The following is an 18,464-nucleotide window of genomic DNA, read 5'->3' on the forward strand; positions in this document are numbered from 1 at the left end:
ATTCTCGCCAGTTGGCGAGGAGATCGACATGGTTCAGCAGTGTTCGGACGCGATGAGCAACTTGGCGCAACTGTTCTAGGTCGTTTCTCAATCTGCTCCGCGAGGTGATCAGTAAGACACCCGCCGAGCCTCACGCAGTAAGCGTTTCAGTATCGAGTTGAAGTAACAGGCCTGCGAGACGCAGGCACTGAACGCGTAGGGCTGCCCGCGAATATCGAAACCACAACAACGGTTCGCGGGATGGAATGTCGTCAAACAGCATCGTTGCCGAGCCGGCGCATCACAACAACCAACCGGCCGCAACAAGTGCGAAACAGGGGCGAAAGACTGATGTATATTATCGTTGATGATCGTGAGAGCGTCGCGAACAGCTATGTCGGAGGGCTCGTTCGCGAAGGCGTATCGTCGATCGGCTTCTCCTCCGGAGAATTCTGGGACTGGCTGCAATCTGCGAGCGAGTCCGATCTGGCGGCGGTGGACGCTTTTCTCCTCGGCGATTGCGATGCCCGCGGAAGCCTGCCGCGGGCGATGCGCAAGCGCTCCTCGGCTCCCATCATTGCCATGAGCGGCCAGAAGATGCTCAAGAACACGCTGGAGCTGTTCGAATCGGGCGTGGACGACGTCGTGCACGTGCCGATCCACCTGCGCGAGATCCTGGCACGAACGGCCGCGATCGCGCGCCGCCGGGTGGGCGAGCTGCCGAGGCCCTGCGAGAGCAGGATCCAGGTCTTCTTCAACGGCCGTGATCCCGAAATCGCGGGCCACGCCCTCACCCTGCCCCGCCGCGAACTGCGCATTCTCGAATATATGGTGGCCAACCACGGCAAGTGGATCACCAAGACGCAGATCTTCAATGCGGTCTACGGCATCTTCGAGTCCACCTTCGACGAGAGCGTGATCGAGAGCCACGTCAGCAAGCTGCGCAAGAAGCTCCGCGACCGCCTCGGCTTCGACGCGATCGTGGCAAGGCGTTACGTCGGCTACCGCCTCAACATCCCGGCGCGCGAAACTCTCGACGAGCCGGTGCAGGAGCTCGAGGACGTCGGCATCCTACTGAACAGGACGCAGGCCGCCCCCGCGGCATACCCGGCCGGCAACTGACACGGCAGGACAGCGCCACGAACCGGCAACGGCCTCTGCGAAGCAGCTTCGCGGAGGCCGTTACACTTTTGGCGGCGAGCTGAGCGCACGCCTCGTCCTTCGAGACGGCGCTGACGCGCCTCCTCAGGATGAGGCTAATCGGCCGCGGTGCGCGCTGAGACTGGCGCCGCGCATTCCGTCCTCATCCTGAGGAGCCGCGTAGCGGCCTCTCGAAGGATGGCCGCAGAAAAGAGCTACGGCTTCTGCTGGAATTCTTCCTTGGAGACGTAGTTGAAGTCCTCGACCAGGACGTCCTGGACAATGTCACCCTGCATCCGTTCGTTGACGCGCTGCTTGATGGCCGTCGTCAGGATGGCGAGGTCGTAACGGGCGAGCTTCCTGAAGTCGAGACGATCGTCGGCATAGATCCTGCGGAAGGCCTCGTCGACGACGAACGGCTCCGGCGGGACGTTCAGCTGGTGCATGGTCCGCGCCTCCATGGTGTAGACGAAGCGCGCGACGATGTAGCCCTGGACATTGCCGTTCTCGACCATCGGCACGCTCAGCGCCCGCGTCTTGTGATATTGCAACCCTTCGAGATATTCGTCCTTCGCCGGCAGCAGGCTGCCCTTCTCCTTCCAATAGGCGACGGCATAGCTCGTGCCCGCCGTGAGGATGCATACCCAGAGCCCGGCCAGCACCAGCCTGATCATTTTCCGTCCTGCGCCGTGCGACCGGTATAGGTGCCGTCGGACTCGGCGTCCTTGACCGCCTTGACGATGATGCTCGCGACTTCGCGGACCGCGTCGTAGTGCATCTCCAGAATGGACCGATTCCGCTCGAGCTTCTCGCGCAGCCGCTGAATCTCCTCGGTGATCTCGACCTCGCCGCCGAGGTGCATCCGCGCCCGCATCAGGCGGACGAACTCGAGCATGCTCCGGCTCTTCCGCGCGCTGAAATCGTCGAAATCGATCTTTTGGCCGGTCGCGAGCGCTGTCGTCTCCTCCTCGACGATACCTGCGAGCCGGCGGATTGCGGCCAGCAGGCCACGCATCTCGTCCGATCTCACCCTGTCCGCGGCGTCGACCCTTGCCTCGTCACCCCCGATCGGCAGCAGCACGGGCAGCAGCGCATCGCTCGCTGCGGCTTCCGTCGTCACCATCTCGGTGTCCGCGACCGCCTGGTCCATCGCCACGGCCACCGCGCCTTCTTGTGCCTGCATTGGAAATTCACCTCTCAACTTCTGTCACCCGTTCGCGGATCATGATTTGGCCTTCGCTGCGTCCGGTCCAGCCGGATGCGCGGCGGCGAGCTGCCGGGCGATGCCGACACCGTTGCCCTTTGCCAGCTGACTGCCGAGCTGCTCTGCAAGCATCGACTTCCAGACGCCGCCAGCCGTGCCCTTGCCAAAGACCTCCTCCGACTCCTTCGGCAACATCGTCTCGACGAAGGTCTGGAGGATGAAGGCCTCGAACTTCCGGTAAATCTCGCCGGATGCCGGCGCCTTGATCACCTGCACCGGCGCGCCATTCACGGCACCCGACTGCGCTTCCGCGTCTTTCGCCGCGGCTTGATCGGCGGTCGCCGCTTTGGCCTTGCCGACTTCCGCCTCCATCGTGGCGGCGAAATCGGCGTCCGACGATTTCAGCGCGTCGAGCTTCGCGGTCGCGGCGCGCTGCGTCGCGGGGTCCGCGGCTTCGAGGACGTCGAGGACGAGGTCGGGCGTCGCTGTCACGATCATGTCTTGTTCCGGTTGGCTGGCTGTGGCGTCCAGGCGTGCACGGTAAGGCTCGTTCCCGTCATGTCCTCGAGCGAGCGCTTCTCGGCATCGCGGAGCTTGTCTGCGAGTGCGGCCTTGGCGACCTCCTCCAGCTGTTTCACGCGGCGGGTCTCCCGGCGAACCTGGTCGAGCTGCTGCGCGGCCTGCGCCTGCACCGCACGGGCGCCGACGCTCGCCCTGTTGAGACGCCGCGCGATCGATTCGTTCGACGATCCCGCCGGCGGCTTTCCATCGTTCAAGGCTCCGACCAGCCATTCCTGCTCGTCCTGCAGGCTGCGCTCCTGCTGCCGCAATTGCGCGAGCTGCCATTCGGAGAGCCGGAGCTGCAGCTTCACCAGCGAGACCATCCGGCCGAGCTTGTCCGCGCGCGATGTCATGACCCGGTCACTCCGCCAGCCACGACGACACGCCCAGCATGAACTGCGTCAGCAGCTCGTCGCTGGTGAGGTAGAGCAGCAGGAAGCCGCCGAACAGCACGAAGGGCACCGAGATGAAATAGACCGGAATGGCCGGCGTCAGCTTGTTGATCAGGCCGACCGCCAGGTTGACGATGACCGAATAGACGATGAAAGGGCTCGAGATCCGCAGCGTCAGCACGAACGCTTCCGAAAGGCGGCCGACGAGCAGCTCGAGCGCGACGCTGCCGCCCAGCCTGCTGCCGGGCTTCCAGACGTCGTAGGAGTTCATCAGCCCGCGCAGCACCTGCCAGTGCTGGTCGGTCATGAAGAACAGCGTGGTGACGGCCGCCATGATCAGCGGCACCAGGGCCGGCGCCGGATCGGTGTCGGCGATCGGTGTGCCCGGGATGTTGCTCAGCCCGATCGCGCTCGCCATCATGGTCGCCATGGTCTGGAGGGCGAGGAAGAACACGCGCCCGCCGAGCCCGATGACGCTGCCGACCACGAGCTCGGAGCAGATCAGGAGCGCGAGCGTCAGGGGAGCCGCGTTGTCCGTGAGCGGCTTCAGGACGGCAATCAGGATCGGCGTCAGTGCAAACGTCGTGACCAGTGCGACGAACAGGCGCACCTGGGGCGGAACGTTGACGCTGGAATAGCCGGGCACCAGCATCAGGCAGGCGCCGATGCGGCAAAACACGATGAACGTCACCAGCACGCTGTCGGCGAGCCCTGAGATCACGATATGGCTCCGAGCGCCCTGATCTCGGCGCTGCGCGCGACTTCGACATGCGACAGGATCGGCAAAGTCGGGAACACCCGCTCCAGGATCATCCGGACATAGGGGCGCGCTTCCGGCGTCACTGCCAGCACCACGCTGGTGCCGCTCTCGGTGAATTTCCGGATCGCGGCGCTGGCTTCGGTCGCGAACTGCTCGATCAGGCGCGGGTCTGCGTCGAACTCGACGACGTCCCCCTTGGCATCGCGCTTCAGGCTCTGGTGGAAAGCGAGGTCCCAGCGGTTACCGAGACGAACCACGTTGAGCACGCCATTGTCGGAGAGATCGCCGCAGATCTGCTGGGCGAGCCGGGTCCGAACGTGCTCCGCCACCTGCTCGGAGCGCCGCACATGGGGCGCGATCTCGGCGATCGCCTCGAGGATCAGGTGAAGATTGCGAATGGAGACTCGCTCGGCAAGCAGGATCTTCAGGATCGCCAGCAGGCCCGAATAGGAGATCTGCGACGGGCAGAGATCCTCGACCAGGCGCTTGTATTCGGGATCGAGCCGGTCGAGCAGGGCACGCATGTCCTTGTAGGACAGCAGCTGGGCAAGGTTCGCCCTGATCACTTCGCTCAAATGCGTGAGCAGCACGGACAGATTGTCGACCGGCTTGCAGCCCTGCCGCTTGACTTCGTCGGTGAAGGCTTCCGTCACCCACAGCGCCTTCATGCCGAACGCAGGCTCGATCACCTCGTCGCCCGGCACGTCGGGCTTGCCGTCCTTATCGACCAGCACCAGCACCTCGCCGAGCCTGAGCTCGCCATGGGCAACGCGCGTGTCGTGAATCCTTATCTGGTAGCTCTTAGGATCGATCGACAGATTGTCCGTGAGCTTGATCTCGGGAATGACGAAGCCGTACTGCTTGGCGAATTTCTTGCGGATCTTGGCCACGCGGTGGGCAAGCTCGGTGCGCGAGCCCAACAGATGGATTGAAAGGTGGCCGCCGAGCGCCAGCTCGATCTCGGCGGTCTTGAGCTGCTCCTTGACGGACTCCTTGGCCTCAGCCTGCGCGCGCTCGTCGGCCTTGCGGGCCTCCTCCTTCTGCTTCAGCGCAGCCTGCCGCTTCGGCAACGAATAGCCGACGAAGGCCATGACACCCCCAAGCAGCACAAACGGCGCCATCGGCAGTCCCGGCATCAAAGCGAGCACGAACATCATCAGCGCGGCGGCCGACACCGCGCGCGGATAGCCGCCGAGCTGCCGCAGCACCGCCTGCTCCGCCGAGCCCGTGGTGCCGCCCTTGGAGACCAGGAGGCCCGCCGACAGCGACACGATCAGCGCCGGCATCTGCGACACCAGACCATCGCCGACGGAGAGCTTGGTGTAGACGTCGGCCGCGCGGGACAGAGTCAATCCGTGATGGGTGACGCCGATGACGATGCCGCCGAAGATGTTGATCGCGGTGATGATGAGACCGGCAATGGCGTCGCCACGGACGAATTTCGAGGCGCCGTCCATGGCGCCGAAGAACGCGCTCTCCTCTTCGAGCTCGCGGCGCCGTCGCTGCGCTTCCTTGTCGTCGATCAAGCCGGCGGACAGGTCCGCATCGATCGCCATCTGCTTGCCCGGGATGGCGTCCAGGGTGAAACGGGCGCCGACTTCGGCGATACGCGTCGCGCCCTTGGTGATCACGACGAAATTCACCGTCACCAGGATCGCGAAGATGATGAGACCGATCACGAAGTCGCCGCCCATGACGAACTTCGAGAAGCCTGCAACGACATGGCCCGCCGCATGTTCACCCTCCCCGCCCCGTGACAGGATCAGGCGCGTCGTCGCGATGTTCAGCGCCAGGCGCAGGATCGTCGCGATCAGCAGAACGGTCGGGAAAGCAGAGAAGTCGAGCGGGCGCTGAATCCACAGCGCCACCATCAGGATCAGGGCCGAAAGCGCGATCGAGAACGCGAGGCCGAGGTCGATCAGGATCGGAGGAATCGGCAGGAACAGGATCGTGAGCATGGTCACGATGCCGGCGGCGAAAAAGGCATCCGTTCCGAGGCGGCGCTGATTGGGCGGGCTAGCAGCTAACGTATCGGCCATTGGGTCACCGGCAGAGGGGTCCGCCCGCAATCTGCCGCGCAAAGCTTACGCGGGGATGGTGCCGGGCCGTCCGGATCAGAAGCCGCGCTCGATCCTGGAATAGACCATCTCAGTGAAGGTCGACAGATGCGCGCCGATGAAGGAGCCGGAGACGGCAACGACCAGGAGAATGACGATGATCTTCGGAACAAAGGTCAGCGTCACCTCCTGGATCTGGGTCAGCGCCTGGATCAGCGCGATGACGGTGCCGACCAGCATGGCTGCGCCGACCGCAGGCCCGGAGGCGACGATGATGGTCCAGATCGCCGCCTGGACGATATCGAGGGCGTCCCGCTCGTTCATGACTGGCTGATCGTGAGGCCCGGTCCGACCGCGACCTTGGTGCCGTCCTGAAGCGTCGCGATGGAGCCGTCGCTGTTGATGGAGACCGAGACGACCTTGCCGCTGAAGGTCGCGCCGGTCGAGTCGGTGAAGCTGACCGTCTTCCCGATCAGCCCGTTGGCCTGCGACAAGGACTGCGAGGACAGCAGCGCGTCCAGCTTCGCATTCGTCTGCATCGCCTGCTCGACCGTCGAGAGCTGGGCGAACTGGCTCATATACTGCGCGGTGTCCATGGGATTGGTCGGATCCTGGTTCTTCATCTGGGCGATGAGGAGCTGGAGAAACGTGTTGTAGTCCACGCTGTTGCTCGACGTCGTCGAGTTGGTGTCGGTCGAACTGGATCTGCTGGTGCTGTCGGTCGCGCTGGTGACGTTCATCTTGTCTCTCCGCTGTCAGGCAGCTTCGACTGGGGAAACGGCGGCGGCGCCGGCCAGGATGGCCTGCTCCACCGGAAACAACGCGCGAATCCGCTTGAGCGCCTCGAAATAGCGGGTCGCCCCAACCAGTTCGTGGATCGCGCCGAGCCCACCGAGCATCTCGCGGTTCTCGCAAACGGCACACAGGGCCGCGTGATGCTGGGCGTAGAGCGCCGCAGCGTCGCGAACGTCCGTCGGGTTCATCAGCATGAGCTGGACGATGAAATAGAGCTGCCGCAGGGCCGTGGTGGCGTCGGACGCCTGCATGACCTGCCCTTCGAGCAGGAACATCACGTCGTTGACGAGCTCGACGGAGACCTTGCGGTCGACGCGGAGCACCGCGCCGTTGATGTAGACCCGTTCGCCCGCGCGCAAGGAAATCTTCATTAAAGCGCGTCTCGGATCAGGCGGTTGATTTCGATGAGCTGCACCACGTCGCTGGACCGCTGCTCGCGGAGACGATCGGCTTCCTTGACCACCCACAGGCCGATCGAGATGATGTCGGCACGCAGCTTGTCCGGCAGGCCGTTGTCCGGGTGCGCGAGATCCTCGATGAAGATCGTCCACAGCCGCCGCACATAGAGCAGGCTCTCGACCTGATCCTCGGGGCTGAAACGTCCCTTCTGGATCCGCTCGAGCCGGTCGATGCCAAGGCTGAGTGCCTGCCGCTCACGGCTGCGCGCCTCATAGCCACTATCGTCAACGACCGCTTCATAGGCTTCAAACGTCATCAGGACCACTCTTCGCAGAAAACCGAACAACTGGACAAAGGTTACGAGCCTGACAGCGCAGCCTTGGCTCAGAGATAATTGATGAGGCTGATCTTCTGGAGCTGCGAGGTGAGCGCCAGCGCGGTCTGGATCTGTGTCTGCAGCGTATTGACGCGGACCGAGGCTTCGGTCGGGTCGACCGCTTCCATTCCGACGATCTGATTGTTCAGAATGTCCTGCTGCGTCTTGAGCTTGGCGGTTGCGGTGGTGACCCGTTGCTGAACCGTGCCGACGCTGCCGCCGAGCGCAGCGAGATCGTTGATGGCGTTGCCGACCAGCCCGATGGCCTTGTCCACGACGACCTGGAACGTCTCCTGGCTCAGCTTCACGTTCCCGAGATCGGCCATCATGGTGTAGGCCTCGGCGAGCCTGCGGAAGCCGATCTCGTTGGCGCTCACTGACGTGTCCGCGATCTCGGTGGTGGAGATTCGGCTTTGCATGGTCTGGTCCGTCGCCGAGGACCAGTTGGTGTTCCAGGCCGGGCTCGCGAACCCGGCATCGAAGGTGGTGTCCAGGAAGGTCTGCATCTGGGCCGGCGTAATGGTGGCCACGGCGGGCGAGGATTGCGGGAAGCCGAAGGCCGCGAGAAAATCGGCATCGACCTGGTTCTTGCTGGCCGAGCCCGCGGCGTACGGCGTGATGGGCGCGTTCTGCGTGTTGATGCCCGAGAACAGCGACGAGCCGTTATAGGAGACATTCAACGCGCCGATCAGGTCCTGGAGATTGGAGGATGCAGGCGGCAGGATGACGCGCCCGCCGCCGTCGGTGCTGCGGGCCGCGATCAGATCCTTGAGGAAGTCGGTCGCGGTCTTGTTGAGCTGGGTGATCCTGTTCTGCGTCACGTCCAGGCGTCCCGAGACGAGACCGTTGGTGTCGACGAGCTGGTCGGCAAAGCTCCAGTCCGCCCGCAGCGTGAGGTCGCTTCCCGTCGTCGCACCGAGTTCCAGACCAACGTCGTAGAAGCGGCCGGTGGTCGCTTCGGTCGAGGCCTTGCTCAGCGCCGCCTGGTTGTTCGTGATCGAATACCTCAACGACGAGGACAGCATCAGGGTGGAAACGTAATTCGCGCTCATCATGGCTCAGTTCCCCACGGCGGCCAGCAGGCTCTGCAGCATTTCATCGACGGTCGAGATGATCTTCGACGAGGCCGAATAGGTTCGCTCGACCTGGAGCATCAAGGCCATTTCGTCGTCCATGTTGACGCCGTTGACGTTTGACAACGCCGTGATGCTGCGGTTGAGCAATGTGCTCTGGTACTCGGAGTTGGCGTCGGCGGTCTTGCGCTGGTTTTCGATCCAGCTCGCCGATGATGATGCGAAGTCGATCAGGCTGCCGCTCGGCTTGCCTTGCGTCGTTGCATCGAACGGCTGCGCGGCATCCATGCCGCCGATGAGCTGCTGCAGTCGGGCCGAATAGCCGCCGTTGCCGGCGGTGTTGTATTGGTAGGCGGGGTTGCCGCTGATCGCGCCGTCGCGTAGCAAATTCGGGTTGCCGCCCAGGCTCGGATCGACCGAGGCCGCGACCGAGATCGTGCCGGCGAGGCCCACCGAGACGGTCGCGCTCGCCGGCATCGCCGGCGCGCCCGGATAGGTGAAGAGACCGGGAACGTCGGGCAGCGCCGCGGCGGTCTGATCGCTTTCCCTGAACGTATTGATCAGGCCGCGCGCGATTTCGTCGAGCTGGCCCTGATAGGTGACGGTGTCCTGGTCGCGCAGCTGGGCGAGGCCTGCGAGCTTGCCCGACTTCAGCGGCATCACCGAATTGGCGCCGGTCACCGGGACCCCGTCGATGTAGACGGCGTTGCCCGTGGTGCCGGCGGTGTAGGCATTCGTCGGCGCAAAGCTCACCGTCCGCGCCGTCTTGTCGAACAGCACCACGCCGCTGTCAGCGTAGAGCGCCGCGTCGCCGTTGGGGCGGATCGACATGTTGACGCCGACCTCCTGCGACAGTTGCGAGACGATGCTGTCGCGCTGATCGAGATAGTCGGTGATGTCGTCGCCGGAGATCGTGCCTTTCACGATCGCGGTGTTCACGGTCTCGAACCGGGAGAGCAACTGGTTGATATTCTGAACCGACGTCTTCATGTCGGCATCGGCGCTTTCGCGGACCGACTGCACGGTCCGGGTCGCCTGGTTGAGCGCGGTCGCCATGTCCTTGGCGGACGCGACGGCCGCCTGCGCCAGGGTGGCGTTGTCAGGGGCGTTGGCATATTTCTGCAACGCCTGCTTCAGCGCGTTGAGCTGCGCCGTCGGCGACTGGTCGAGCTCCGGATCGTCCACCGTCGCGGTGGCGATCTTCTGCAGGCCGTCATAGATCGCGGTCTGCTTGGCGGACGACGAGGTCGCGATCAGGACGTTGTTGTAGAGGCCCGAGCTGGCGGCGCGCTGGATCGCCGCGACATAGACGCCGGCGCCGGGCAGATTGTCCAGCACGGTGAGCTTGCGCGAATAGCCGGCGGCGCTGGCACCGGCGATGTTGCGCGAGATGACCGACGACTGAACGCTCGACGCCATGAGCGAGGAGCGAGCCGAGTTGAGAGCGGCGGTAAGCGACATGGCGTGCTCTTGCCCGAAACGAGCGCCGAGGAATTCAGCGCTTCAAGTTGACGACGACATCCAGCAGATCCGAGCCGGTCTGGAACGATTTCGAGTTCGCCGTGAAGCCGCGCTGGGCCTCGATCATGCCGGTGAGTTCGTCCGCAAGGTCGACGTTGGAGTCCTCCAGGGCACTGGACTGGATCGTGCCGAGCCCACCCGTGCCGGCATTTCCGACCTGCGCGTTGCCGGAATTCATGTTGGTCGAATAGACGTTGCCGGGCTCGGGCGTCAGATTGTCGGGGCTCGCGACGTCGGCGAGCATGATGGTGTAGAGCGTCAGCTGCTGCCCGTTCTTGAGGATCGCCGTCACATGGCCGGCATCGTCGATATCGACCTTGTCGATCGCCGAGGGAACGCTGCCATTGACAGTGGCCTTGAAGCTGAAGTCGGTGCCGACCTGGGTCAAGTTCGACAGGTCAAAGGTCATCGCCGCACCTCCGGGAACGGTGAAGGCGAGACCGGTCGGGCTCGCCGCGGCGAGCGCGCCCCTGCCGGCCGCCGTGGTGTCGAAGGTGAAAGTGGTGGCGCCGCCGAGCGAGGTGCCCGTCGCGGAGTCGTAGACCCCGATCTGCCAGGTATCCGAGCCGGCAGCCGTCGCCGTGTGGGACATATAGACGTCGAGCGTAACGGCCTGGCCGATATTGTTGTAGGCCACGATCGAGCTCTTCGATGAATATGACGCCGGGCCGGGCGGACCAGCAATGACAGCCGCTTTCGGATCCAAATTGCCGGTCGTGAGCGTTCCCGCCGTTGACGGCACCGGCACCTGCGAGACCTGGGCGATGTTGACGATCTGCATGCCGGACAGGCTGTTCTGCGAGAAATTGCTCACGTTCCCGGGCTGGCCGAGAAGATAAAAGCCGGCCCCGTTGACCAGATTGCCCTGGCTGTCGGGCACGAACGAGCCGGCCCGCGTCAGATATTGCTGCGTGTTGTTGGCGTTCGACACCACGAAGAAGCCATTGCCCTGGACGCGGAGGTCCGTGGTCGACGTGGTATACTGCGTATTGCCCCCGTCGCTGATGGCATAGCGGACCTTGGTTTCGACAGCGCCGGAATCGTAATTGCCGGAGCCACTCTTCAGGATCAGCGAGGAGAACTCCGTCGAAGCCCGCTTGTAGCCCGTCGTGTTGACGTTGGCGATGTTGTCCGAGACGGTCGACAGCTTGTTGGACTGCGCGTTCATCCCGGAAACGCCGGTGCGCATAACACCATACAGGCTCATGAATTGGGCTCCTTTGGTAGGTTGCAGCTACAATGGGGGTTCTTGCTTGCGCGGGGCTGATGATTGGGCGCGATGCACAACTTGTCGTGGTCCGGTCAGCTCTGCTTCAGCTCGTCTTCGGCTGGCAGAACGAGCGCGCCTTGTCCGTCCACGCGCCGAAACCGCTCGAGACGAGATGCGCAACGATGTGACAGACATAGCGCTTCTGCGCCGGCTGATTGTTGGGACCCGCGTTGTAGCGCGCGACAGCCATGGTCCAGCTGCCCTCGCGCTGCTTCAACTCCTTCAGGAACCGCGCGGCGTATTCGACGTTCCCCGCGGGATCGAACATCGCCCGGACCGAAGCGAACTTGTCGCCGTGATAATAATGGTTGATCTGCATGCAGCCGAGATCGATCAGCTTGATGCCTTTGCTGCGCATCGCCTCGAAATTCGCGATTGCATCGTTGATGTCCTTGGCGAACACGGTCTGGCCGTCGGCCCCGAGCGCGTAAGGATGGAGCGCGCCGCGCCGGCCGGTCTCGGTGAGGCCCACCGCATAGAGAATGCCGAGCGGAATCCCATGCTGCCGGGCCGCGCGCGTCATCTCGCGCTCGCAGGGGCGCGCAGTCTCGGCGGCGGCTTCCGAAGCGCTCGCGTTACAGATAAACAGGGCCGCGACGGTGATGCGGCGCCACGTCCTGCTCATGACGCGTCTCCTGGTTGAACTGGCGCTCCTGGCGAGCCTGTTTCGCGCCGCCGTCGGATTGCCCCGACGACGTGCCGGCACCGCCGAACGCGCCTTGCGACTGCGGCGAGGATTGTTGCTGGCCCGAGAGCTGGGGCTGGGACTGGCCGGAGCCGCTCTGGAATCCGTCCAGCGAGCCGTGCTGGACCGGCGCGACGTCGGCGACGTAGCCGGCCGACTGCATGAGCTCGCGGATCTGGTCGCGCTGCTGGTCGAGCATCTGGCTCGTGTCCTTGCGCTCGGCCGCGAGCTGGACGGACACTTCGGTGCCGACGAGACGCAGGCGCACCGTGACGTTGCCGAGCGCGGGCGGTTCGAGATTGACCGTCAGGATTCTGAGCGGCTGATCCGGTGCGTTGGTCTGGGATGCGGCGAGATCGGGTGCCGCCGACGCAGCCGGTGCCGAGGACTCCTTCAGTTCGGCGACGACGGCATTGGCAACCTGCTGCGGGGCGTTGAACTGCGCCGGTGGCAGATGGGTTTCCTGCTGGACCACGGTGACCTTGGTCGTCTCGGGTAGCGCGGCGCGCGCCGAAGCCTTGGCAGCGCGCTCGACATCGGCCGTGACCGCCTCGAAGCCGGGTGATGCCGGCCTTGCGCTCGAGGCTTCCGCACCTTGCGTCAGCGCAGATTGCGACGCCGCCATCGCTTGCGAAGCCGCCGCCTGCGAGCGCGCGCCGGCCGCGGCAGGACTGGATGGACCGGCATCGCCGGTCGCCGCCTTCACCGCGCCCGGTGCCTCGTGCTTCGCCGAGGGTGACCGCTCATCGCGCGCGGGCGCGTCCTTGTCTGCGGAGGGCACTTGCATCTGCGGCTTCACGGCAGACACAGCAGCGATCTCCTGCCCGACCATCACAGCGATGCCGGATTGATCCTGGCGATCTGTCCCGGTGAGATGATCGACCGGACGTGGTTGCTCCGCCAGCTTGTCGGACTTGGTGTCGGAGGTCTCGTCCATGGACTTTGGATCAGCAATGGTCGCGACGCGTTCGCGCAGCGCCGCCTCCTTCGGCTGCTCCTGCTCGGCCGGATGGATCGAACGCGTGCGCAGCGTTCCGGTCTTCGCGGCCGCCTCGCTGCCGTCTTCGCTCAGCGCCTGCTTGGCGAGATTCGAGACGGTGTGGAGCAGATCGTTGAAGGACGAGTTCGCCTGTGGTTTGGTCGCGGCACCCTTTGCCGCGCGCGACCCGCGCATGTTGAGACTCTCGGCGAGACCGTTGAAGAGCTGTCCGGAGGTTCCGCTGAGCTTGGTCATGGCCGGCGATCCTTGGTCAGGAGTTCGAGCTCCCCGAGCTGCTTCTGCGCGCGTGCGAGCGTCGCGGTCGATGACGCCAGATCGAGTCGCGCCGGCGTTGCCGGGGGCTTATCCGCCGCCGCGGCGGATCCGCCCGCGAACGGCTTGCGGACGTCGAGCGCGAGCTGCACCGTGGCATTGAGAAGGGGGACGTCGCGTTCGGGCAGCTTCGACCGGTCGAGCGCCTTCAGTTCGGCGAGACCGCCGTCATATTCGTCGGTGAGCACGCGCGAGGCGCCGCGGAGGAAATGGGCGCGCTCGCGTTCCGCCGATGTATCCGCGCTGAGGGTCAATGCCCGCTCGCCGGCCAGCCGGGTCACGGTCAGCCGTCCGCGCACCATCGCGGCGCGCGCCATCATGAGATAGAGCTTGAGGCGGCTGGCGCGATCGATCTGCTCGAGCAAGGCTGAGATCCGCGCAAAGCGGCGCTCGTCGAGTGCCAGGCTCGATTGCGTCAGCCCCGCGGAGAAGCGCTGCCAGAAATCGCCCGCATAGATCGAGTTGCGGTAATGGCGGATATAGGCCAGCGTCAGGAACTCGAACTTCTCGAAATCCTCCGCCTGCCCCACCAGCAGGATCTCGCGCCGCAGGGCCGCCTCCTCGACCAGCGTGCCGGGCAACAGCAGGCGCGCATCGTCCAGGCGCTCGATCGCGAGCGAGGCCTCGGCGCGCGCGAACAGCGCGCCCTGAACCAGCGCGACCTGTCCGCCCAGTCCCGAAGGAATCGTCCGCGGCTTGATCTCCTTGAGCAGCTCCCGTGCTTCCTCTTGGCGACCCTCGACATAGGCGAGCGCACCGTTGAACAGCCGCTCGTCGACGTTCAACTTGTCGCGCGGCAGTTTGCGGACGATTTGCGGCGCACCGCCGCTGAGCAGGTAGATAACGACCGCCTGGCCGTTCCGCGGATTGCTCCACACCGCGGGATCGGCCGCGAGAAACTTCTCGCCGATTTGCCGGATCAGCGCGATATGACTGCCATGTGCGGCGGTGTCGCCATTGGCGATGCCGTCCTGCACCGCTTGCAGCGCGCGGACGAGCTCATAGGGTTCGCTGCCCTGGGGTGCAGGCTGGGCAAGCGCATTTGCCGCGATGAACGGCAGCAGCAAGACGGCGCGGCGCAGCAGCCTGATCAAGGTCGCTTCTCCCGGATCAGGATTTCGATCCGGCGGTTCTGGGCGGCCGCCGGATCGTTCGGGAGCTTCGGCCGCCGATCGGCGTAACCTTCGATATGCTCGATCCGCCGCGCATCGACGCCGGAACGGACCAACATGTAATAGGCCATCTGCGCACGCGCGGTCGACAGCCTCCAATTGTCGTAGGTTTCCGATCGATACGGCCGATTGTCGGTATGCCCGCGGACGATGATCATGCCCTGGCGCTTCATCAGCAGCGGCCCGATCTTGTCGATCACGCGGATCAGCTCGGGCCGCGGCTCCGCCGAGCCGACCGCGAACATGCCGAAGCTCGCATCGTCGGTGAGGCTGACCAGGAGCCCTTCCTCGACCTGACGCACCTCGGCCGCCGGCCCCGCCCCTGCTTTGATGTCCGACAGCGCCTCCGCGACCGCGGACTGAAGCTGCTTGAGGGTGGGCTGCTGTGTTTGCGCCGCGTCGCGCGCCTCCGGCTCCTTCGCCGCATCGTTGGGACGAGCCTGCAGGGCGGTGCTCACCTGGACGCCAGCTTGGGCGCTGCCCTCGCGCGGCGACTGCGTCGGTGCGGCGCCCGGCGGCATCAGCGGCGACAGGCTTGCGGACGAGCTCTCCGGGCCCGGAGCCACGTTGCCGCCGGCATCATCCGTCCTGCTCCGGCGCGCCTGCACCTCGCCCGGATTTGCTCCGGCTGCGCCGTCTCGCGCGGAGGCATTCGGCTTCGGCTCGCTCTCGATGAAGCGATCGGCGTCCTTGGACGCCTGTGGCGCCAGCTTCCAATAGCCCGGATCGAATGGATCGCGATAGGCATCGCCTCCCTTGAGGCCGTCCTCTTCAGCGGAAGTCAGAGCGCCGGCGCGCCGCTGGCCCGTCGACTGGTTCGCGCTGTTGGCGATCTCGGCGAGCGTCGCATAGGGGTCACGGAACAGGACCTTCTCCTCGAAAGAGGCCGGCTTCTCAGCCGTCGGAGAATCGCCGCGCCTTTCCTCGTTCGTACCGGCCGGCTGACGCTTGCCGTCCTGGCCTTCGAACGACGACGGCTCCTTGTTGGAGAGATCCTTGAGGCCCTTTGGGGCAGGTGAGTTCTCAGCGAGCTTGATCGGATTGAAATAGCTCGCGACGACCTGCTTCTGGTCCTGGTTGAGCGCGTTGAGCAGCCACATGACCAGGAAGAACGCCATCATCGCGGTCATGAAGTCCGCATAGGCGATCTTCCAGACGCCGCCGTGATGCGCCTCCTCGGCGAAGGCGCTGCGGCGGCGGACGATCACGATCTCATGCTTGACCTCCTCCATGGCGGACTACCGGCGCGCCTCCTTGAGGCGTTCACTCCAGGCGGAGATCTGCGTCTCGATCACGGTCTGGTCGGCCACGACGCGCACCTCGAGCGTCTCGGCGGCCACGTATGCAATGCCCGTTCGCCTGGACGCCTCGAGCTGCGTCTTCACGAGGTCCAGCAGCTCGCTCGGGCCGGTGACCTTGAAGGCGGGCGCCGACGAGCTGCCGGTCAGCGCCGCGATCTGCTCGACCAGCGATCCGATCGCCTTGTCGCGCACCGCATCGGCGAGGAACGGCAGCAGGATCCGCGCCACGGAGCTTGCGATGTTGGTCTCGATCTCGCGGCAGGCCGCCTCGAAGCCGCTGACGATCGCGACTGCCTGCTGGTCGGACCATTTGGCCCGCTCTTCGCCGAGCCGGATCGCGCTGCGGACGCGCTCCTCGGCCAATTTGGCGTCGCCTTCCGCGACGCCCGCGGCATGGCCGCGCCGATAGGCATCGTCCAGGAGATTGACCGGCGGCGCTTCCGTCGCGGGCGCCGGGGACTGAGCCTGAAGCTGCGTGTGGGCCTGCGGCTGGGATTGAGGCTGCGGATCGCGCCTCGCCTCCTTCGGCCTGGTCAGCACGTCCTGGATTTTTGGAGGCGGGGGCGGCGGCGACGACTTGACCCGGCCATTCGCATCGAACTGCGTCAGGAGTTTTCCGATTGCCGCGTTCATGCCGCCTCCTCGCGTCGCATCCAGTCTTTAAGGATCGCCGCCGCCTGCATCTGGTCGAGCCGGACGATCTGCTCGAGCCGCTTCTGCGGCGTTCGCTGCATCTTGCCTTCGAGGTCTTCGACGAGGTTGAGCTCGGCCTCCTCGCCGTCGGGCAGCGCAAGGGCCGCCGAGGCCTCGAGCTGGGCGGCCTCGGCCGCCTCGGCCTGCTCCTGCTCCGCGCGATGGGTCAGGATGCCGTTGACCGCCGGCCGCAGCCCGAACCAGACGAGCATCGAAGCCACGGCCAGGATCGTGATCGCGTTGATGACGCTGCCGAGCTGCTTGTTGATCATCTCGACGAAGCTGATCGGCGGCACCGGCGCCAGCTCACGCGAGCCCTCGATGAAATCGACGGCCGTCACCTGGATCTGGTCGCCGCGCGCCTTGTCCAATCCGCCCGCGGTCGCCGCGAGCTGGCTGATCTCGGCGAGCTTGCTGTCGATGATGGCCTGGTTGCTCTTGTCGCCGAGATCGGCAACCAGCCGAGCTCGATTCACCAGGACGGCGATGAACAGCTTCTTGACCGAATAGCCGTCGCTGACCGTCGTTGTGGTCTTGGAGGAGACCTCGAAATTGGTGACGTCCTCGCGGCGGGTCTTGTCCTCGCTGGAGTTCTTGCCGCCGCCCGCATTCACCTGCTGGTCGGGGAGATTCTGCTGCACCGTAGTCGGCGACGAGCGGTCGGCGTTCTGCGAGGATTCCTTCTCGCGTACGGCCCGCACCGAGCGCTCGGCGCGGTTCTCGGGATCGTAGACCGTCTCGTTGATCTGCCGCTTGTCGGTGGACAGCTGCGGAGCGACGCTCACCTCGAAGTTGTCGAGGCCCAGATACGGCGTCAGCGCCTTGCGGATGCTCTCCTGCACCATGCCGCTGACCGTCTTCTGCAGGCTCGCCATCTTGGTCGGCGCGGCGCTGGCTTCGTCCTCTTCGGCGAGCAGCATCGAGCCGTCGGCGTCGAGCACCGTCACCTTGTCGCGGCTCATGCCGGGAATGGCGGCGGCGACGAGATGCCGGATCGACTGCGCCGTGCGCGCCTCGATCGCGCCGTCGGTGCGCAGCACGACCGATGCCGAAGGCGGCTGCTGCGTGGCGCGGAACGAGCCGCGCACCGGCAGCACGATATGCACGCGCGCCGCCTTCACGCCCTTCATCAGCTGGACGGTGCGGGCGATCTCGCCTTCGAGCGCGCGCAGCTTGGTGACCTCCTGCATGAACGAGGTCAGCCCGAGCGAGCCGATCTTGTCGAACAGCTCGTAACCGGAATTGGCGCTGGTCGGCAGCCCCTTCTCGGCAAGCAGCATCCGCGCCTGCATGGTCTGGCTCGGACGCACCGAGACCGCATCGCCGGCGGAATTGACGTCGAAGGTGATGTTCTGCTCGCGCAGTGCCGCGCCGATGCGCGTCACATCTTCGCGGGTGAGGCCGGTGTAGAGCGTTTCGAACTCGGGGCGGCTGAGATAATAGGCGCCGCCGACGACGGTGACGAGAACCGCAAAACCGATCAGTCCCAAGGCCATCAGGCGTCGCGGCCCAAGCTCCAGCAGATTGTTGAGCAGTTGCTGTACCTGCGCACGACTGAGCATATGACCTCGTACCAATGCGAATGGTGACGACACTCAGCTGCCAACCTTGTCTGAAGGTTGCGCGAGGCGCGAATGTGTGGGTTCGCTGGCAAGGCGTTGCAATTATGCAAGACGAGGCGACGCAATCGGTTTGGCAGGCGCGAGCGAGCGCTCGGGCGCACGGCAGCCCGACCGGCCGCGGCATGTCGCAAGACGTATGACGAAGGTTCGAT

General features: G+C 65.1%; 20 protein-coding genes. 1 reads left to right on the forward strand and 19 read right to left on the reverse strand.

The features are described from left to right. The first annotated feature begins 330 nt into the window (after positions 1-330). The gene (locus I6F36_RS11065) at positions 331-1,101 is read left to right on the forward strand and encodes a response regulator transcription factor (protein ID WP_225171431.1); all 771 of its coding nucleotides are present in this window, start codon (positions 331-333) and stop codon (positions 1,099-1,101) included. Positions 1,102-1,334: 233 nt separating this feature from the next. Here I6F36_RS11065 and I6F36_RS11070 read toward each other — a convergent pair whose 3' ends face one another. From I6F36_RS11070 to fliF, 19 genes are all read right to left on the reverse strand, one after another. Then, a complete protein-coding gene (locus I6F36_RS11070) occupies positions 1,335-1,793 on the reverse strand; it encodes a hypothetical protein (protein WP_036007081.1) in 459 nt (152 codons plus the stop codon). Next, positions 1,790-2,302, reverse strand: coding sequence for a hypothetical protein (locus I6F36_RS11075; RefSeq protein WP_036027408.1), 513 nt, complete (start codon positions 2,300-2,302; stop codon positions 1,790-1,792). Before I6F36_RS11075 ends, I6F36_RS11070 begins: the two co-directional genes overlap by 4 nt. A 39-nt stretch (positions 2,303-2,341) precedes the next feature. Next, positions 2,342-2,821 carry a rod-binding protein gene (locus I6F36_RS11080; protein WP_036027409.1) on the reverse strand — a complete coding sequence of 160 codons (480 nt, stop codon included), beginning with the start codon at positions 2,819-2,821 and terminating at the stop codon, positions 2,342-2,344. After that, positions 2,818-3,237 (reverse strand): hypothetical protein, encoded by a 420-nt coding sequence (locus I6F36_RS11085; RefSeq protein WP_036007058.1) that lies wholly within the window; start codon positions 3,235-3,237, stop codon positions 2,818-2,820. The genes I6F36_RS11080 and I6F36_RS11085 overlap by 4 nt, the downstream gene beginning before the upstream one ends. Before the next feature lie 7 nt (positions 3,238-3,244). Further along, positions 3,245-3,997 carry a flagellar biosynthesis protein FliR gene (gene fliR / locus I6F36_RS11090; protein ID WP_036007054.1) on the reverse strand — a complete coding sequence of 251 codons (753 nt, stop codon included), beginning with the start codon at positions 3,995-3,997 and terminating at the stop codon, positions 3,245-3,247. Next, complete coding sequence (flhA, locus tag I6F36_RS11095) at positions 3,994-6,075, reverse strand: flagellar biosynthesis protein FlhA (protein WP_036027411.1); 2,082 nt, start codon at positions 6,073-6,075, stop codon at positions 3,994-3,996. Before flhA ends, fliR begins: the two co-directional genes overlap by 4 nt. Positions 6,076-6,150: 75 nt before the next feature. After that, a complete protein-coding gene (gene fliQ, locus I6F36_RS11100; RefSeq protein ID WP_025034323.1) occupies positions 6,151-6,417 on the reverse strand; it encodes a flagellar biosynthesis protein FliQ in 267 nt (88 codons plus the stop codon). Continuing rightward, on the reverse strand, positions 6,414-6,833 hold the full coding sequence (gene flgD, locus I6F36_RS11105; RefSeq protein ID WP_036007048.1) for a flagellar hook assembly protein FlgD: 420 nt from the start codon (positions 6,831-6,833) through the stop codon (positions 6,414-6,416). The genes fliQ and flgD overlap by 4 nt, the downstream gene beginning before the upstream one ends. 15 nt (positions 6,834-6,848) lie before the next feature. Next, the gene (flbT, locus tag I6F36_RS11110; RefSeq protein ID WP_036027412.1) at positions 6,849-7,259 is read right to left on the reverse strand and encodes a flagellar biosynthesis repressor FlbT; all 411 of its coding nucleotides are present in this window, start codon (positions 7,257-7,259) and stop codon (positions 6,849-6,851) included. Continuing rightward, the gene (flaF, locus tag I6F36_RS11115) at positions 7,259-7,603 is read right to left on the reverse strand and encodes a flagellar biosynthesis regulator FlaF (RefSeq protein WP_036007043.1); all 345 of its coding nucleotides are present in this window, start codon (positions 7,601-7,603) and stop codon (positions 7,259-7,261) included. Before flaF ends, flbT begins: the two co-directional genes overlap by 1 nt. Positions 7,604-7,671: 68 nt before the next feature. Next, positions 7,672-8,718: a flagellar hook-associated family protein gene (locus I6F36_RS11120; protein WP_057030132.1), complete on the reverse strand. Its 1,047-nt coding sequence runs from the start codon at positions 8,716-8,718 to the stop codon at positions 7,672-7,674. A 3-nt stretch (positions 8,719-8,721) separates the two neighbouring features. Further along, positions 8,722-10,197, reverse strand: coding sequence for a flagellar hook-associated protein FlgK (flgK, locus tag I6F36_RS11125; RefSeq protein ID WP_225171432.1), 1,476 nt, complete (start codon positions 10,195-10,197; stop codon positions 8,722-8,724). 34 nt (positions 10,198-10,231) lie between these two features. Continuing rightward, positions 10,232-11,464, reverse strand: a complete 1,233-nt coding sequence (locus I6F36_RS11130) for a flagellar hook protein FlgE (RefSeq protein ID WP_225171433.1) — start codon at positions 11,462-11,464, stop codon at positions 10,232-10,234. 106 nt (positions 11,465-11,570) lie between these two features. Next, positions 11,571-12,152 (reverse strand): transglycosylase SLT domain-containing protein, encoded by a 582-nt coding sequence (locus tag I6F36_RS11135; RefSeq protein ID WP_057030130.1) that lies wholly within the window; start codon positions 12,150-12,152, stop codon positions 11,571-11,573. Next, positions 12,103-13,446, reverse strand: a complete 1,344-nt coding sequence (locus I6F36_RS11140) for a flagellar hook-length control protein FliK (protein ID WP_225171434.1) — start codon at positions 13,444-13,446, stop codon at positions 12,103-12,105. The genes I6F36_RS11135 and I6F36_RS11140 overlap by 50 nt, the downstream gene beginning before the upstream one ends. Next, the gene (locus tag I6F36_RS11145) at positions 13,443-14,618 is read right to left on the reverse strand and encodes a chemotaxis protein (RefSeq protein WP_036007028.1); all 1,176 of its coding nucleotides are present in this window, start codon (positions 14,616-14,618) and stop codon (positions 13,443-13,445) included. Before I6F36_RS11145 ends, I6F36_RS11140 begins: the two co-directional genes overlap by 4 nt. Continuing rightward, on the reverse strand, positions 14,615-15,928 hold the full coding sequence (locus I6F36_RS11150; RefSeq protein WP_225171435.1) for a MotB family protein: 1,314 nt from the start codon (positions 15,926-15,928) through the stop codon (positions 14,615-14,617). Before I6F36_RS11150 ends, I6F36_RS11145 begins: the two co-directional genes overlap by 4 nt. A gap of 6 nt (positions 15,929-15,934) precedes the next feature. After that, a complete protein-coding gene (locus tag I6F36_RS11155; protein ID WP_036027422.1) occupies positions 15,935-16,630 on the reverse strand; it encodes a hypothetical protein in 696 nt (231 codons plus the stop codon). Continuing rightward, on the reverse strand, positions 16,627-18,252 hold the full coding sequence (gene fliF / locus I6F36_RS11160) for a flagellar basal-body MS-ring/collar protein FliF (protein ID WP_036046274.1): 1,626 nt from the start codon (positions 18,250-18,252) through the stop codon (positions 16,627-16,629). The genes I6F36_RS11155 and fliF overlap by 4 nt, the downstream gene beginning before the upstream one ends. Positions 18,253-18,464: the final 212 nt, after the last annotated feature.

The sequence above is a fragment of the Bradyrhizobium sp. BRP19 genome (assembly GCF_020194195.1).
Taxonomy (GTDB): Bacteria; Pseudomonadota; Alphaproteobacteria; order Rhizobiales; family Xanthobacteraceae; genus Bradyrhizobium; species Bradyrhizobium yuanmingense.

Bases quoted from the DNA above. Each gene is read 5' to 3' on its own strand.
- flgD (WP_036007048.1), bottom strand. From the start codon at position 6,833: ATGAACGTCACCAGCGCGACCGACAGCACCAGCAGATCCAGTTCGACC.
- I6F36_RS11070 (WP_036007081.1), bottom strand. From the start codon at position 1,793: ATGATCAGGCTGGTGCTGGCCGGGCTCTGGGTATGCATCCTCACGGCG.
- I6F36_RS11155 (WP_036027422.1), bottom strand. From the start codon at position 16,630: ATGAACGCGGCAATCGGAAAACTCCTGACGCAGTTCGATGCGAATGGC.
- I6F36_RS11075 (WP_036027408.1), bottom strand. From the start codon at position 2,302: ATGCAGGCACAAGAAGGCGCGGTGGCCGTGGCGATGGACCAGGCGGTC.
- flgK (WP_225171432.1), bottom strand. From the start codon at position 10,197: ATGTCGCTTACCGCCGCTCTCAACTCGGCTCGCTCCTCGCTCATGGCG.
- I6F36_RS11120 (WP_057030132.1), bottom strand. From the start codon at position 8,718: ATGATGAGCGCGAATTACGTTTCCACCCTGATGCTGTCCTCGTCGTTG.
- I6F36_RS11130 (WP_225171433.1), bottom strand. From the start codon at position 11,464: ATGAGCCTGTATGGTGTTATGCGCACCGGCGTTTCCGGGATGAACGCG.
- flhA (WP_036027411.1), bottom strand. From the start codon at position 6,075: ATGGCCGATACGTTAGCTGCTAGCCCGCCCAATCAGCGCCGCCTCGGA.
- I6F36_RS11150 (WP_225171435.1), bottom strand. From the start codon at position 15,928: ATGGAGGAGGTCAAGCATGAGATCGTGATCGTCCGCCGCCGCAGCGCC.
- flbT (WP_036027412.1), bottom strand. From the start codon at position 7,259: ATGAAGATTTCCTTGCGCGCGGGCGAACGGGTCTACATCAACGGCGCG.
- flaF (WP_036007043.1), bottom strand. From the start codon at position 7,603: ATGACGTTTGAAGCCTATGAAGCGGTCGTTGACGATAGTGGCTATGAG.
- I6F36_RS11080 (WP_036027409.1), bottom strand. From the start codon at position 2,821: ATGATCGTGACAGCGACGCCCGACCTCGTCCTCGACGTCCTCGAAGCC.
- fliQ (WP_025034323.1), bottom strand. From the start codon at position 6,417: ATGAACGAGCGGGACGCCCTCGATATCGTCCAGGCGGCGATCTGGACC.
- I6F36_RS11140 (WP_225171434.1), bottom strand. From the start codon at position 13,446: ATGACCAAGCTCAGCGGAACCTCCGGACAGCTCTTCAACGGTCTCGCC.
- I6F36_RS11135 (WP_057030130.1), bottom strand. From the start codon at position 12,152: ATGAGCAGGACGTGGCGCCGCATCACCGTCGCGGCCCTGTTTATCTGT.
- I6F36_RS11065 (WP_225171431.1), top strand. From the start codon at position 331: ATGTATATTATCGTTGATGATCGTGAGAGCGTCGCGAACAGCTATGTC.
- fliF (WP_036046274.1), bottom strand. From the start codon at position 18,252: ATGCTCAGTCGTGCGCAGGTACAGCAACTGCTCAACAATCTGCTGGAG.
- I6F36_RS11085 (WP_036007058.1), bottom strand. From the start codon at position 3,237: ATGACATCGCGCGCGGACAAGCTCGGCCGGATGGTCTCGCTGGTGAAG.